This is a genomic window from Woronichinia naegeliana WA131, from assembly GCA_025370055.1.
Taxonomy (GTDB): domain Bacteria; phylum Cyanobacteriota; class Cyanobacteriia; order Cyanobacteriales; family Microcystaceae; genus Woronichinia; species Woronichinia naegeliana.
The window spans coordinates 593,355-608,452 of the sequence record CP073041.1 but is presented as its reverse complement, the minus strand read 5'-3'; the positions used below and the strand labels follow the sequence as shown (position 1 = coordinate 608,452).

The window sequence follows — 15,098 nt, the reverse complement described above, 5'->3', positions numbered from 1 at the left end:
AAAGGTTAGTATATAAAAAAGTGAGCAAAAAACAAATGGCAAGACAACATCCTCGGAGAAAAGGAAACCCAGACTTACGTCGTAAGACAAATCAGCCAGGGGTAGAAATCCCTGAAATAACAAAAGAGTTGTTTGAATTACTAGAACCCACAATGTTTACACCATTAAAATATTTACAGGGAACTCATGAGAAAATGATGAGAGATAGGGTGCTAAATTTACCAGTAATGGTGGCATTAGTGTTAAGTATAGTGTATCGTCAAATAGCGGGTATAAGTGAAGCGGTAAGACTGTTAGAGGAAGAGGGATTGCTATGGGTAGCATCATTAAAAGTAAGCAAACAGGCAGTATCAAAAAGAATGATGAATGTGCCAGCCGAAATATTTGCAATATTACTAAAAGGAGTGTTAGAAAAAGCAGCCGAAAAAGGGAAGAAGCTCCAAGTAGGAGAAAAATGGGAAAAAATAAGAGAAAAGTTTAGTGCAGTGTGGATAGCAGATGGCTCAACGCTAGAGCAGATAAGGAAAAATATGAAAATAAGTAAAGAAGAAAAGAGTAAATTGGGGGGTAAAATAATGATGGTAGTGGAAGCCTTTACCCAAAGACCCGTTACTTTATGGTACACAGAAAATGATAAATCAAATGATAAAATATGGTGTGAAGAATTGGCAGCTAAATTACCAGAAAATGGTTTAATTCTCGTAGATATGGGATTTTTTAGCTTTGTGTGTTTTGATTTGTTAACAGAAGCTAAAAAGTTTTTTCTAACCAGATTTAGAGCGGGTACATCTTACAAAACCAAACAAGTATTGTCTCAAGGTAGTCATTACAGAGATGAGATTATCATTATGGGAAATTACCGTTCTAATCCTTGCAAGCATCCGGTGAGATTAGTCTCAGTATTATGGGGAACAATCTGGTATCAGTATTTAACAAATGTGTTGTCTCCCGAACAACTGTCCGCCGAAGAGGTCTGTGATTTATATCGAAGACGATGGACAATCGAAGAAGCCTTTTTATTAACGAAAAGACTTTTAGGACTAGCCTATTTATGGGTAGGTAATAAGAATGGTGTCCAAATCCAGATTATTTGCACTTTGATTTTCTATACGGTCTTAAATCAATTGGTAGGGGAAGTGGCGATTGCTCTAAATCAACCGAAAGAAAAAATCTCAGTAGAGATGGTGTTTCGGAGTCTATACTATGTAGCGAAGGCTATTGCTAGAGGAGAAAAGCCTGATACAGTAACCTATCTGGCTGAACGTGCTAAGTTATTTGGTTTGGTCAAAGCTGAGAGAAAGCGACATCGAGAAAAGGCCGCTCTCAATCAACAAATTTGGGAACCCATTCCTTTAAGTTGACACGGATGGTAGTCTATTCCCTTTGTTTGGGTTAATTTACCAAGCATTGAGGAGCATGGGATTCTTGAAAGCCTATGAAATATTGAGGGGAAATCTTCTAGTAGCAATGGATGGGACAAATTACTACAGTTCGGAAAAAGTAAATTGTCCATGCTGTTCAACCAAAACGTCAAAACAGGGAAAAGTCACCTACTTCCATCAGGCATTATTGCCCGTGATTGTTTCCCCAGACCATGAATTAGTTTTTTCCTTACCCCCTGAATTGGGTGTGACCTTTAGTTGATGAAGGAAAAGAAAAGTGTTAACATGGGATGAAAAGTGACAAAGAGGAAACAATGATGACAGCAAAACTAATTAATGTAGAGGGTTCAAAGATAAAAATAGAACTAACATTAGAACTCAGTCGTTCAATGTTGGATACAGAAATAAATATTCAAAAAGGCTTAAACGAAGTAGGTTGCATCGCCAGCAAAGAAGCCTTGAAATATTTAGATACAGATGGTTCACCCTTAAAAATCGGTGAAGAAATCTGGAAGAGTAAGGGAGAGCAACCGAAAGAATATCAAACACCTTATGGTGAGGTTATAGTGAATCGTCATGTATATCAGCGTTCACCTTTGAGGAAAAACGTATTGCCCCTTAGAAAGAGAAGCAAGGATAATCATAACATCAACGCCATTATTGGCAAAACAGGTATCCTCAAAAATGTCAGGGATGGCAGGCAAAGAGGTGAAAAATGATTTATTAGAAAATCATGGTAGAAAAGTAGCGCTATCCTATATCCAAAGATTGAGTGAAGCAGTAGGAAGTGTGGTACAGGCAAAAGAAGAAGCGTGGAGTTATGCCCCGCCCAAGGAGGATAGCCAAATTGCAACAGTGGGAATAGGATTAGATGGAACCTGTATGCTGATGTGTGAGGATGGCTACCGTGAAGCAATGGTGGGAACCGTTTCCCTATACGATAGTGAAGGCGAACGTCAACATACAATCTATCTAGGTGCGGCACCAGAGTATGGAAAAAAGAGTTTTCTAGAAAGATTAGAAAGAGAAATTGAGCGAGCGAAAAACCGTTATCCAGAGGCAACATTGGTCGGGATAGCAGACGGGGCAGAATCAAATTGGAAGTTTTTAGAAAAGCAAACGGAAGAACAGATATTAGATTTCTATCATGCCTCTGGTTACTTAGGTGCCTTGGCAGAAGCGTTGCATCCGAATACCGTGTCAAAACAAAAAGAATGGTTGACTGAAAATTGTCGAGAACTCAAGCATGAAAAAGGAAAAGCAGGAGAACTGCTAAATCTGATGAAAGAAGTCAAAGAAGAAAAAAGTCATTCTAAGAATCTTACCGAGAAACTACAAGCGGCGATTACTTATTACGAGAATCATCAGCATCAAATGGATTATGCTGAATACATAGAGAAAAAGTATCCGATTGGTTCAGGTGTTACGGAAGCAGCTTGTAAGACGTTGGTCAAACAACGATTATGTTGTTCAGGGATGCGATGGAAGGAAAAAGGAGCAGGAATTATTTTGAGCCTACGAGCTTTGGTATTGACCAAGGAACGATGGAGTCAATTTTGGGCAAAACTTGATCAATATGGGTTCCCTGTAGAACCCTGATTACAACAGCTTTTATCAACTAAAGGTCGCACCCCCTGAATTTATCACCCCTCAAGACGGGTCTGAAAAGCAAGATTGTGAGCAAAATGCGGCGAAACGTTGGATAAGTAGGGCTTGCTGAAAAAAGCTGAAACCTTTACGGAGAAAAATAGTAGGCGAATTAAGAACCGCTAGAATGCACGAAAATAGGGTAGAATGCCTCAAAACCATTGCATTAAGAAGAGAGAAAGCAGATGTACCGAAAGCAACAGTACTCAATTGAAACACCAGAAAACTTGAAAAATCTGTTCGGCGGGCAGTTAGACGAAGAAAATCGTTGGATAGAAATGTCAAAAATGATTCCCTGGGAAGAATATGAGGAAGAATATGCAAAAAACTTCACAGAAAAAAAAGGAGCCCCAGCCAAATCATTTAGAATGGCATTAGGAGCATTAATTATCAAAGAAATTTCAGGAAAAAGTGACAGAGAAACAGTAGAACAAATAAAAGAAAACCCTTATTTACAGTACTTTATAGGAATGGAAAGCTATAGTAGCAAAGAAGCATTTAATGCGTCAATGATGGTTCATTTTCGTAAAAAAATAGGAATGGAATTAATAAATAAAATTAATAAAGAAATAGAAAAAAAAGCGACGGGTGTAGCGTCAGAAAAAAAAGAAAATGAAGGAAAGTTATTGTTAGATGCGACTTGTACACCAGCAGATATAAAATATCCAACGGATATAGGAATATTGAATGATGCCAGAGAAAAAACAGAAAAAATAATAGATAAGCTGTATGAAGAAATAAAAGAGAAAAGGAAAGAAAAGCCGAGGACTTATAGGGAAGTGGCAAGAAAAGAGTACTTAGCCATAGCAAAAAAACGTCGTGTGTCAAAAAAAGAAAGAAGAAAAGGAACAAAAAAACAACTAGGATATATAAAAAGAAACTTGTCTGATATAGAAAAAATGATAGAAGAGGGAGCAAAGTTAGAAAAACTAACGAAAAAAGAGCAAGAAGAGCTTGTAACGATAGGAAAAGTGTATGAGCAACAGTTAGAAATGTATGAAAAAAAGACAAATAAAGTAGAAAACAGAATTGTGAGTGTAAGCCAACCTCACGTGCGTCCAATAGTGCGTGGAAAAGCGGGAAAAGCAGTAGAGTTTGGAGCTAAAATATCGGCAAGTAATGTGAATGGCTTTGTCTTCTTAGACAAATTAAGTTGGGATAATTACAACGAATCGGGAGATTTACAAGCGCGAATAGAAGAATATAAAAGGGAAACAGGATGTTATCCGGAATCGGTTCATGTGGATAAAATCTATCGAACAAAAGCGAATCGAGCTTATTGTAAAGAAAGGGATATAAGAATGAGTGGTCCCCGATTGGGAAGACCGCCGAAAGAGGTGAGCAAAGAAAAAAAGAAAGAGGCACGCTCAGATGAAAGAGTGCGTAATGCCATTGAGGGTAAATTCGGACAGGGAAAGAGGAAATTTAGTCTTGGTCGAGTGATGGCCAAACTACCTGAGACCTCGGAAACGGTAATTGCGATGAACTTTTTGGTAATGAATCTTTCTACTCTACTTCAGAAGACAAAAAGTAAAAAGTTGTAGAGTCGTTTTTCTTGTGAAAAATGGTGTTAATTTTCCTCTCTTTTGTGAGGAGTGATTTGTGTTGACCTTTTTAGACAGAAAGGAACAATAGATTAAACAAAATCTGTATTTTGATTTGTTTCCATAAGGATAAGTTATCTATGCTTTTTCAGTCCATACTTCCCTAACCCACATTTCTTTCGTTTTTTGACTTTTTCAGCAAGCCCTAAGTAACCATGCTAGTTTGTTTGCGGGACAGAAGATAACTCTGCTAGGGGATGACTTGTACAGTCGTCAGCCCACTTGTCAGCACTGTCTCGACCACGATTTCAACTTTATCTTCGTCTGTTTACCGACTTCTCATCCCACACTCTATGAATGGTTAAACTATTTAGAAGCTAATGGAGAAGTCAAAACCACTCAACACCGACGTTGGAATGGGAAGTATTTCGAGATTTGGCACTGCCGTTATCTCAATCAGATTCCCCTGCGAGACCAACAGCCTGCTTTGTTGGTTAACTGGTGTGAGCTAAAAATCCACCGCGAATCCGATGCTCAACTTCTTTATCACAATAGTTGGATTACCAATCATTTTCTCACCCCTTACATCGTTCTTGATGTCTGTCGTGCTGGACGGACTCGTTGGCGCACTGAGAACGAGAATCACAATATTCTCAAAAATCGAGGCTATCACTTAGAGCATAATTTTGGGCATGGTAAACAACACCTCGCCTCTGTTTTGCTTACCCTGAATTTGCTGGCTTTTCTCTTGCACACGGTTTTAGGTTTGGTTGATGAACGTTACCAGAGAATTCGCGTCCAACGCGGCACTCGTAAGGGATTCTTTCAAGATATTCTCTCTTTGACCAAATATCTGTTCTTTGAAAGCTGGCATCATCTTTTAGATTTTATGCTTGATGACTCAGTTTCTCTCGCTGTCTCGAATTCTTCCTAGTTGATTAATTGGCAATTTTCATAGCAAAACCCTTGCCAGTAAATACATCGAGCCTTTTGTATCTTTGACTACATTCTGAATTTGGAATTACTGACTCCAGAGCAGGGCGAACGCATCTAAAAATGATACAGATACAAGAACATTATAGAGGGATGGATAAGGGAAAATAAGGGAAAGTGCATAGAAAACAAAAGCGATGAAACTCCGACCCAAATATAGACTGGTAGAACACTTTGCCGAAATAGATGACCCTCGCATCGAACGAACAAAACGGCATAAACTCATTGATATTCTAACGATTGCCATCTTAGCCGTCATTTGTGGAGCAGAAGGTTGGGTAGCCATGGAAAGTTTCGGCAAGGCTAAACATCAATGGCTAAAAAAAATTTTGGAATTGCCGAATGGCATCCCCTCCGACGATACGTTTGCGCGTGTATTTGCTAGTCTGAATCCAGAGCAATTTCAAGACTGTTTTCTGCATTGGGTCAAAAGTATAGCGGAGGTAAGTGAAGGAGAAGTGATAGCGATTGACGGCAAAACCCTTCGCCACTCCTATGACAATGCCAACGGAAAGGGCGCAATTCAGATGGTAAGTGCATGGGCAACAGCAAATCGTCTAGTACTAGGACAGTGCAAGGTGGAAAGCAAATCGAATGAAATCACGGCGATTCCTAAACTCCTGAAAATGCTAGAGGTCAAAGGTTGTATCGTAACGATTGATGCCATGGGAACTCAGACAAAGATTGCCCAACAGATAGTAGGGCGAGGGGGAGATTATGTTTTGGCATTGAAAGGCAATCAAGGTAATTTATGTGAGGATGTTGAACAATTATTTGCTCATGCTCAATCGGTTAATTTTGTGGGAATTAAGCATGATTTTCATCAAACAATAGACAAGGGACATGGACGGATTGAAATTCGCCGTTGCTGGACGATGGAACAAACAGAATTTTTGCTGGGTGGGGAGAAATGGGCAAAGTTGACGAGCATCTGTATGATTAAAGCGGAGAGACGATTGAAAGACAAAACAGAGTATGAGACTCGCTACTATATCAGTAGCCTGCCGAGTAATGCTCAAAAATTATCCCAATCTGTTCGTAGTCATTGGTTGATAGAAAACTCTTTACATTGGGTTCTAGACTTGGCCTTCAACGAGGATGCTTGTCGCATTCGTAAGGATTTTGCTCCTGAGAATTTAGCCGTCTTACGCCATATCGCTCTTAACTTGCTCACAAAGGAAAATACTCTGAAACTTGGTATCAAGAATAAACGGCTACGCGCTGGTTGGGACGAGGACTATCTCCTTAAGGTTTTACTCGGATAAGATGCGTTTGCCCTGCTAATCATCGAAAGAAGCAACCAGCGATAAACCCCCAGAAGAGTTTGTTGACCAAAACGATGTAAACCAAAACGATGTTTTACGGTCTTGAAAAAGCCCTCAATACTCCATCTTCGCCGTCCCCACCAGATAATGGTACTGGACTTAAGAGGACGAGTCGATAAGACGAAGCGTTTTTCGAGTTTGCCGTTACGTTTGAGGTAGAACCAAGAGATAGTAACAGGGAAAGATAATCCATCAAGAGTGACCTGTTGTCCTTTTTTGAGCAAATCACGAAGCTGACGACCATCAGCTAATTTACGGTCACAACGCACACCGACGATAACCGCAAGACGGCGTTTTTTCATCGCTTGAAGGAATTGCACACTACTAAAGGCGGTATCGGCTAAAATGACAACCCGAAAAGCACTCAGGAGTTCTTTAGGTAGGCTATCCACTAATCGCACCGCGAGTTGAGCGGGACTTCTTGTTTCTTTACCTCTCCAAACTCGAAATCCCCAGGGGACTCGAAATTCTCCTATCACCAGATAAATCACCAAAAGATGTAAACCCCTCTTCCCGTGAAGAACATGAATTAAATGCTCAAAAGCCTTAAATTTTCCGCATTTCTCCAGTGTCGTTAAGTCCACAATCACCTGCAACCAAGGTCGTCTTCCTCTTGGAGCATAGGTAAGTAGTTCTTTGAGAATTGCTTTTCGCACTGCTCGGATAATTTGGCGAGTACCCCAATCATACTGATTCAAAAATCGGCTTAAGGCCGAGGGTGATTTTGTTTGACTATGTTGGGGTAGAGGATGACCTTGAGCTTCTAGGAATAGCCCCAACATTGCCTGCAAACTATCGCGTTGATAGGAGGTCGGCATCAAACCTAGCAATGTATAAACTAGGGTCTGGGCTTGTATAAGAATGGTTTCCATTGTTTTGCTGTTTTTTCACTTCTACTCCTTTTTCCACTTTCTTGACCCTTTCCGCCAGTCGTTCTTTTGTTCTGCTGCAAGATGTAAGTTTATCGAAATCGGTGTAGACAAAGACCATGTGCATTTTTTAGTGCAATCGGTGCCGACGTATAGTGTGACGAAGTTGGTCAAGATGAGCAAGAGTTTGACAGCCAAGGAAGTGTTTCGACGCTGTCCTCAGGTAAAACAAAAACTATGGGGCGGAGAGTTTTGGAGTGATGGTTATTTTGCGAGTACAGTAGGCAAACACGGGGATGAAGGGATGATTGCAAAATACGTGAAAAATCAGGGTAAAGAATATCTCAAGCTCCATCGAAATGAACAGCTTACTCTTTTTTGATTCTGATACCCCGTCTGCTTGCAGCGGGGTAGTTCATTTCGCTATAAAAAATTGGCCCTGACATGATAATCAATTAAATCATCTTCTACAAAAAAACTTAACCCATAATTACCTGCCGTCAAATCTAACGAAAGGCGATCGCCGTATTCAACGGAGGCAACAACTGTCGCAATACCCTGATCAAATCGAACTAATTCAGTAATGACCTGAGCATCAGTATTTAACTCTAAGTGAATATTACCTTCTGTACTAAACTGGAGGCGATCAGCACTATCCCATGCTCCTCTCCGATTAGTTCCACCCAGATAACCATTAATGACAAAATTCTCTCCCCGATTGGCCGTCCCCACATTAATCGTTTTATCCCACTGATTATCTAGATCAGAGCGTAGATAATGTTCGCCATCCAGTCCGGTAATAATGTCTCGCATCTCAGTTAACCTCTATCCTCACTTTAAATGCTTCCAAATTATACCTTTATGCCTTGCCTGGAATCGTTCCCCGTCTGTCTGAGTCCGTCAAAGAATTTTGCAAGAAGTGATATAAGTGCTGGACATGAACATTCTCAGTCATTAATTTTAATTGTTCTAAAGCAGCTTGAAAAGTCATATTAGAACGATAAACCAAACGAAAGGCTTTTTTCAGTTCAGACAGATCTTCTGATGATGCCCCCGATCGCTGTAAACCCACCAAATTCAGCGATCGCACCCTGGAAGGATTCCCTTCCACAATCGTAAAAGGAGGGACATCCCGTTCAATTCGACTCATCCCGCCCACCATCGCTAAACGACCGATATGAACAAACTGGTGCACACCTAAAACACCACTAATACGAGCCTTTGATTCAATATAAATATGACCCGCGAGAGCGACCGAATTAGCAATAATCACTTCGTTTTCAATGACACAGTTATGGGCCACATGGGCATAGGCCATTAGCAAGTTATAATCTCCCAACTGGGTGACAGCCTTTTCTTCCGTTGCTCGGTTAATGGTGACATACTCTCGAATTTGATTATAGTCACCAATTTTGACCCAGCTTTCTCCCCCCTTATATTTTAAATCTTGAGGTTCTGAGCCAATAATCGCCCCCGAAAAAATACGATTGCCTACCCCGATCGCCGTTGGCCCTTCAATGACCACATGGGAACCAATCCTTGTATTGGCACCGATCGTGACGTTTTCACCAATAATAGTATAGGGCCCCACTTGAACAGTGGGATGAAGATCCGCCTGGGGATGAATAACGGCAGTCGGATGAATCAGAGTCGTCAAAGAAGCATCTCCCGTGCGTTGGTAGGTCAGCATTACATTCTGTGTCTAGCTTACAAGGTATTAGGTATGGGAGACCTATAGAAAGTTCCCAGCTAAATGATTAAGCATTGTAACAGTGCCAGTTAACGGTTGAACTTAATCAATCAAAGAAAACAGCATTTCCCCTTCGCACACCAGTTGGCCATCGACCATCGCCTGTCCCCGCATTTTGGCAATTCGTTGACGTTTGAGGGCCAATAATTCTAGGGTCATAACTAATTGATCACCTGGTACAACTGGACGACGGAAACGGACACCATCAATACCGGCAAAGGCAAAAAATTTCCCTCTCATGCCAGGTAACAAGGTTAAGATGACACCACCCACCTGGGCCATCGATTCAATAATTAATACCCCTGGCATAATCGGACGCTGGGGAATATGACCGGGAAAAAAGGGTTCATTAATAGTGACATTCTTAATGCCCACGGCCATTTTGGCTGGAACATAATCAATAATACGGTCAACCAAGGCAAAAGGATAACGATGGGGAAGCAGGTCTTGAATTTCCAAAATATTAAAGGTGGTTTGATGAGATGTTAGGTCAGCAACATCCGTCTGGGTAGGAAGTTGGCCTTTTACATCACTTTTAACATCAACAGTCGTGGTCATAGATCGTTATAAAGAAACCCAAAATTGACAAATTCATCGTTAACGTCAGAAATGGCTTCAGTTGCCGCTCAGTCCCAACGCATCTCGCTCAGCTTATCAGTTTAGACCGATTAGGTCATTTTTCAAAATACGAGGAAAGTTGGCCATTCAGAATCTCCTTACAAAACTTAGTAACTATATTTTAAAAAAATAGGGAGTTTTTAAACTAATCATCATTAAGTTGTAATGATTGGATTATCGTCAGATTAGTTGTCTGTCAAGGCAGAATAATGGGTAAAGTCGCTTAAGTTTGATACGAGCATCATCAGTCGCAAATTGCCAATTAATAGTACGTGATTGTTCATTTCGGTGTGTTTCCCAAGCCGCAATTTCATTTTTGAGAGTTTCTTGGTCAGGAATACGACTAGCTAGGGCTTGCTGAAAAAGTCAAAAAACGAAAGAAATGTGGGTTAGGGAAGTATGGACTGAAAAAGCATAGATAACTTATCCTTATGGAAACAAATCAAAATACAGATTTTGTTTAATCTATTGTTCCTTTCTGTCTAAAAAGGTCAACACAAATCACTCCTCACAAAAGAGAGGAAAATTAACACCATTTTTCACAAGAAAAACGACTCTACAACTTTTTACTTTTTGTCTTCTGAAGTAGAGTAGAAAGATTCATTACCAAAAAGTTCATCGCAATTACCGTTTCCGAGGTCTCAGGTAGTTTGGCCATCACTCGACCAAGACTAAATTTCCTCTTTCCCTGTCCGAATTTACCCTCAATGGCATTACGCACTCTTTCATCTGAGCGTGCCTCTTTCTTTTTTTCTTTGCTCACCTCTTTCGGCGGTCTCCCCAATCGGGGACCACTCATTCTTATATCCCTTTCTTTACAATAAGCTCGATTCGCTTTTGTTCGATAGATTTTATCCACATGAACCGATTCCGGATAACATCCTGTTTCCCTTTTATATTCTTCTATTCGCGCTTGTAAATCTCCCGATTCGTTGTAATTATCCCAACTTAATTTGTCTAAGAAGACAAAGCCATTCACATTACTTGCCGATATTTTAGCTCCAAACTCTACTGCTTTTCCCGCTTTTCCACGCACTATTGGACGCACGTGAGGTTGGCTTACACTCACAATTCTGTTTTCTACTTTATTTGTCTTTTTTTCATACATTTCTAACTGTTGCTCATACACTTTTCCTATCGTTACAAGCTCTTCTTGCTCTTTTTTCGTTAGTTTTTCTAACTTTGCTCCCTCTTCTATCATTTTTTCTATATCAGACAAGTTTCTTTTTATATATCCTAGTTGTTTTTTTGTTCCTTTTCTTCTTTCTTTTTTTGACACACGACGTTTTTTTGCTATGGCTAAGTACTCTTTTCTTGCCACTTCCCTATAAGTCCTCGGCTTTTCTTTCCTTTTCTCTTTTATTTCTTCATACAGCTGGACAGTGGGAAGTTTATGGATGGCAGAGAAGGTAATGACTATGCGGCCAAAGTAAGTCTATCAGGACTTGGAAAAGGGTCAAGTTTAGCGGCAAGGAATTTAGGCAAAAGCAGACTAGGTGGACTTTGAGGAAAAATCATTGGGGCTTGATGTTGGATGGCTAGTTGAGCAATGCGTTCACTAGGATAGCCATGGGAGGGTAGAGTCCGAAACCAGCGAGGGAAATTAGCCCAAATCCCCTGGGGTAACTCTAAGGAAAGAATTTGAAGTAAGCCGAGAACAATGACATGAAGATTAACAAAACGCTCAAAGGCTTCTACTTTGTTTAAAATCTGAGTCTGAACAGTTTGGGGATAGTCAGGGAGGATAAGATTGCTAGGCCAGGTCGGTAAAGTAGGAAGAGCCTTAAGCCAAAAACGATAGGCAAAGCCGCCCAAAAGATGGATTAATTGACGAAAAGTGACTTCAATCTTAAATCGGAGACCGTAAGCGGCAATAATCTCAGGTCCAGTCAAACAGAGGTCAGTAGAAAGCAGAATCAGTCTTTGTCCGTTGGGCAATTGGGTGAGGACAAACTTAACGAGCTGATGGGGACTATCCCAGTGGAACTCAAAGCACTGATAAGAAACGGAGACTTGTTGACCATAGAGCCAGACTTTAGCGGTGGGAAAATCCTCCACAAGAGCAAACAGGCTTTCTAGTTTTATTGGGTGCGACCTTTAGTTGATAAAAGCTGTTGTAATCAGGGTTCTACAGGGAACCCATATTGATCAAGTTTTGCCCAAAATTGACTCCATCGTTCCTTGGTCAATACCAAAGCTCGTAGGCTCAAAATAATTCCTGCTCCTTTTTCCTTCCATCGCATCCCTGAACAACATAATCGTTGTTTGACCAACGTCTTACAAGCTGCTTCCATAACACCTGAACCAATCGGATACTTTTTCTCTATGTATTCAGCATAATCCATTTGATGCTGATGATTCTCGTAATAAGTAATCGCCGCTTGTAGTTTCTCGGTAAGATTCTTAGAATGACTTTTTTCTTCTTTGACTTCTTTCATCAGATTTAGCAGTTCTCCTGCTTTTCCTTTTTCATGCTTGAGTTCTCGACAATTTTCAGTCAACCATTCTTTTTGTTTTGACACGGTATTCGGATGCAACGCTTCTGCCAAGGCACCTAAGTAACCAGAGGCATGATAGAAATCTAATATCTGTTCTTCCGTTTGCTTTTCTAAAAACTTCCAATTTGATTCTGCCCCGTCTGCTATCCCGACCAATGTTGCCTCTGGATAACGGTTTTTCGCTCGCTCAATTTCTCTTTCTAATCTTTCTAGAAAACTCTTTTTTCCATACTCTGGTGCCGCACCTAGATAGATTGTAGGTTGACGTTCGCCTTCACTATCGTATAGGGAAACGGTTCCCACCATTGCTTCACGGTAGCCATCCTCACACATCAGCATACAGGTTCCATCTAATCCTATTCCCACTGTTGCAATTTGGCTATCCTCCTTGGGCGGGGCATAACTCCACGCTTCTTCTTTTGCCTGTACCACACTTCCTACTGCTTCACTCAATCTTTGGATATAGGATAGCGCTACTTTTCTACCATGATTTTCTAATAAATCATTTTTCACCTCTTTGCCTGCCATCCCTGACATTTTTGAGGATACCTGTTTTGCCAATAATGGCGTTGATGTTATGATTATCCTTGCTTCTCTTTCTAAGGGGCAATACGTTTTTCCTCAAAGGTGAACGCTGATATACATGACGATTCACTATAACCTCACCATAAGGTGTTTGATATTCTTTCGGTTGCTCTCCCTTACTCTTCCAGATTTCTTCACCGATTTTTAAGGGTGAACCATCTGTATCTAAATATTTCAAGGCTTCTTTGCTGGCGATGCAACCTACTTCGTTTAAGCCTTTTTGAATATTTATTTCTGTATCCAACATTGAACGACTGAGTTCTAATGTTAGTTCTATTTTTATCTTTGAACCCTCTACATTAATTAGTTTTGCTGTCATCATTGTTTCCTCTTTGTCACTTTTCATCCCATGTTAACACTTTTCTTTTCCTTCATCAACTAAAGGTCACACCCGTTTTATTGAACTCCCCCAAAGCCGTGGTCGTCCTTTCCCCCTCAAGGTCGGAACGGAAGAAAAGGGAGCATATGCCACTGTAGAGCAACGCACTCGGGTGATGAGATGCAAGGCATTTTGGCGAAAACTTTTGAGCACTGCTCCACAAGCGAAGTAAGCATCCAAAATCACATAGCTTCCCGCCTCTGCGTAGGTAGTGCAAAGCTCCCCCATTTTCGTGACTAGAGTAGTCTTCTCTTTTTTGCTGCCTTTTTTCCCTTCCTTTGCCGTTGCTTTGGACTTGATGCCATCGTCTAGCCGCAACACTAAGGGCAAGGCAAAGCAGGCTTTTCCTGCTCCCACCAAAACACTCAAGGCATTGAAGTAATGCCCCCTTATCCATTCTGGCTTCGCCACATTTCCGGATTCTTGGTGTAGTCGTTTTACCCCTGGCATCTTGCGCCCTTCTTTCCCCACTTTGATTCCATCCCCCACATACACTCGTTTTTCCTTGATTCGATATAGATTTTCATGCTGACTTACCCACTTCGACCATCCCAAGGTCAGTCCTTTGACGTTAAATGCCTTGGATTCAAACCAATGTAGTGCCTGATGGTAGTAGCTCTCTGTTAACCCTAAGGCATTGACATAGCTTGTTATTGCGCTCGGTTGGCTGTTGAGCACTACTCCCCAGGCTAATAGGATAAACCATTGGTACGTTGCTTCTCGGCTAAAGGCGGGACGGAGATTCTCTAGGATTTGCTCTAGTCGCTGACATAGTTGCATAATTGATAGATAGCACTGGCTATCGATTTTCTATATCAGCCAGTTTCGGACATAACGGCACTCTTGGGTATCGCATGTCCGATTTTCTTTTCTCACTTACCCTGCTCGAGAACTTCCCACTGTCCAGTTCATACAGCTTATCTATTATTTTTTCTGTTTTTTCTCTGGCATCATTCAATATTCCTATATCCGTTGGATATTTTATATCTGCTGGTGTACAAGTCGCATCTAACAATAACTTTCCTTCATTTTCTTTTTTTTCTGACGCTACACCCGTCGCTTTTTTTCTATTTCTTTATTAATTTTATTTATTTATTAATTCCATTCCTATTTTTTTACGAAAATGAACCATCATTGACGCATTAAATGCTTCTTTGCTACTATAGCTTTCCATTCCTATAAAGTACTGTAAATAAGGGTTCTCTTTTATTTGTTCTACTGTTTCTCTGTCACTTTTTCCTGAAATTTCTTTGATAATTAATGCTCCTAATGCCATTCTAAATGATTTGGCTGGGGCTCCTTTTTTTTCTGTGAAGTTTTTTGCATATTCTTCCTCATATTCTTCCCAGGGAATCATTTTTGACATTTCTATCCAACGATTTTCTTCGTCTAACTGCCCGCCGAACAGATTTTTCAAGTTTTCTGGTGTTTCAATTGAGTACTGTTGCTTTCGGTACATCTGCTTTCTCTCTTCTTAATGCAATGGTTTTGAGGCATTCTACCCTATT

The 15,098-nt window shown here is 40.6% G+C and carries 10 protein-coding genes and 6 pseudogenes; 7 read left to right on the top strand and 9 right to left on the bottom strand.

The window, feature by feature from the left end; all coding sequences use genetic code 11:
* The first annotated feature begins 35 nt into the window (after nt 1-35).
* The 6 genes and pseudogenes from KA717_03200 (at nt 36) to KA717_03175 (ending at nt 6,831) form a co-directional block, all read left to right on the top strand.
* Nucleotides 36-1,361, top strand: a complete 1,326-nt coding sequence (locus tag KA717_03200; GenBank protein ID UXE64538.1) for an IS4 family transposase — start codon at nt 36-38, stop codon at nt 1,359-1,361.
* Nucleotides 1,362-1,416: 55 nt separating this feature from the next.
* A complete protein-coding gene (locus KA717_03195) occupies nt 1,417-1,644 on the top strand; it encodes a hypothetical protein (protein UXE61942.1) in 228 nt (75 codons plus the stop codon).
* A 55-nt stretch (nt 1,645-1,699) separates the two neighbouring features.
* Nucleotides 1,700-2,981: pseudogene (locus KA717_03190) on the top strand (ISKra4 family transposase).
* 233 nt (nt 2,982-3,214) lie between these two features.
* Nucleotides 3,215-4,552, top strand: a pseudogene (locus KA717_03185) (IS5 family transposase).
* A gap of 244 nt (nt 4,553-4,796) precedes the next feature.
* Nucleotides 4,797-5,507, top strand: coding sequence for a hypothetical protein (locus KA717_03180; protein UXE61941.1), 711 nt, complete (start codon nt 4,797-4,799; stop codon nt 5,505-5,507).
* Between the two features lie 196 nt (nt 5,508-5,703).
* On the top strand, nt 5,704-6,831 hold the full coding sequence (locus KA717_03175) for an ISAs1 family transposase (GenBank protein UXE61940.1): 1,128 nt from the start codon (nt 5,704-5,706) through the stop codon (nt 6,829-6,831).
* On the opposite strand, the pseudogene KA717_03170 reads toward KA717_03175, so the two are convergent.
* Nucleotides 6,828-7,763, bottom strand: a pseudogene (locus KA717_03170) (transposase). The gene KA717_03175 and the pseudogene KA717_03170 sit on opposite strands and share 4 nt — an antisense overlap.
* Here KA717_03170 and tnpA point away from each other — a divergent pair.
* The gene (gene tnpA / locus KA717_03165; protein ID UXE61939.1) at nt 7,753-8,142 is read left to right on the top strand and encodes an IS200/IS605 family transposase; all 390 of its coding nucleotides are present in this window, start codon (nt 7,753-7,755) and stop codon (nt 8,140-8,142) included. The pseudogene KA717_03170 and the gene tnpA sit on opposite strands and share 11 nt — an antisense overlap.
* 41 nt (nt 8,143-8,183) lie before the next feature.
* Here the strand turns inward: tnpA and KA717_03160 are convergent, their stop codons facing one another.
* The 8 genes and pseudogenes from KA717_03160 to KA717_03125 form a co-directional block, all read right to left on the bottom strand.
* Complete coding sequence (locus tag KA717_03160) at nt 8,184-8,573, bottom strand: hypothetical protein (GenBank protein ID UXE61938.1); 390 nt, start codon at nt 8,571-8,573, stop codon at nt 8,184-8,186.
* Between the two features lie 46 nt (nt 8,574-8,619).
* Nucleotides 8,620-9,450, bottom strand: a complete 831-nt coding sequence (gene lpxA, locus KA717_03155) for an acyl-ACP--UDP-N-acetylglucosamine O-acyltransferase (GenBank protein UXE61937.1) — start codon at nt 9,448-9,450, stop codon at nt 8,620-8,622.
* Between the two features lie 102 nt (nt 9,451-9,552).
* Nucleotides 9,553-10,068 (bottom strand): 3-hydroxyacyl-ACP dehydratase FabZ, encoded by a 516-nt coding sequence (gene fabZ / locus KA717_03150; GenBank protein UXE61936.1) that lies wholly within the window; start codon nt 10,066-10,068, stop codon nt 9,553-9,555.
* A gap of 616 nt (nt 10,069-10,684) precedes the next feature.
* Nucleotides 10,685-11,503: pseudogene (locus tag KA717_03145) on the bottom strand (transposase).
* Between the two features lie 41 nt (nt 11,504-11,544).
* Nucleotides 11,545-12,186, bottom strand: a complete 642-nt coding sequence (locus tag KA717_03140; protein ID UXE61935.1) for a hypothetical protein — start codon at nt 12,184-12,186, stop codon at nt 11,545-11,547.
* Nucleotides 12,187-12,248: 62 nt separating this feature from the next.
* Nucleotides 12,249-13,530, bottom strand: a pseudogene (locus tag KA717_03135) (ISKra4 family transposase).
* Nucleotides 13,531-13,596: 66 nt separating this feature from the next.
* Nucleotides 13,597-14,370: a transposase gene (locus KA717_03130; protein UXE61934.1), complete on the bottom strand. Its 774-nt coding sequence runs from the start codon at nt 14,368-14,370 to the stop codon at nt 13,597-13,599.
* 127 nt (nt 14,371-14,497) lie between these two features.
* Nucleotides 14,498-15,049: pseudogene (locus tag KA717_03125) on the bottom strand (transposase).
* Nucleotides 15,050-15,098: the final 49 nt, after the last annotated feature.

Excerpts from the sequence above, each read along its gene's own strand:
- KA717_03195 (UXE61942.1), top strand. The coding sequence starts at position 1,417 with ATGGGATTCTTGAAAGCCTATGAAATATTGAGGGGAAATCTTCTAGTA.
- fabZ (UXE61936.1), bottom strand. The coding sequence starts at position 10,068 with ATGACCACGACTGTTGATGTTAAAAGTGATGTAAAAGGCCAACTTCCT.
- KA717_03175 (UXE61940.1), top strand. The coding sequence starts at position 5,704 with ATGAAACTCCGACCCAAATATAGACTGGTAGAACACTTTGCCGAAATA.
- KA717_03160 (UXE61938.1), bottom strand. The coding sequence starts at position 8,573 with ATGCGAGACATTATTACCGGACTGGATGGCGAACATTATCTACGCTCT.
- lpxA (UXE61937.1), bottom strand. The coding sequence starts at position 9,450 with ATGCTGACCTACCAACGCACGGGAGATGCTTCTTTGACGACTCTGATT.
- KA717_03130 (UXE61934.1), bottom strand. The coding sequence starts at position 14,370 with ATGCAACTATGTCAGCGACTAGAGCAAATCCTAGAGAATCTCCGTCCC.
- KA717_03200 (UXE64538.1), top strand. The coding sequence starts at position 36 with ATGGCAAGACAACATCCTCGGAGAAAAGGAAACCCAGACTTACGTCGT.
- tnpA (UXE61939.1), top strand. The coding sequence starts at position 7,753 with ATGGTTTCCATTGTTTTGCTGTTTTTTCACTTCTACTCCTTTTTCCAC.